Annotated in this window: 1 protein-coding gene; it reads left to right on the plus strand. The window is 75.0% G+C overall.

What is annotated here, in order from left to right:
• A partial coding sequence (locus tag LQ51_RS11225) for a DUF2314 domain-containing protein (protein ID WP_046564880.1) occupies positions 1-340 on the plus strand: 340 nt, incomplete at both ends.

Here is a 340-nt window from a genome sequence, read left to right on the forward strand (position 1 = left end):
CCGGTACGCCCGCGCCGGCGACGCGATGAGCAAGGCGGTCGCCACCGCCCGGGCCGGGCTGGGTGACATCCGGGCCCGCTTCCTCGCCGGCGGGCTCCCCGCGGAGAGCCAGCTCGTGGTCAAGTACGGCCTGCCCGGCGACGACGGCCCCGAGTACGTCTGGGCCGGGGTGACCTCGTGGGACACCCCGGAGCGGATCGTCGGCGCCAGCGCCAGCGACGCCAACAGCGACCCGACGGTACGGATCGGCTCCCCGGTCGTGGTGGAGTCCTCCGACGTCGTCGACTGGGCGGTGCTGAACACCACCGGCGTCATCGAGGGCGGCTGGACCCAGGCCGTC

This window comes from Micromonospora sp. HK10, assembly GCF_000982955.1.
Classification (GTDB): domain Bacteria; phylum Actinomycetota; class Actinomycetes; order Mycobacteriales; family Micromonosporaceae; genus Micromonospora.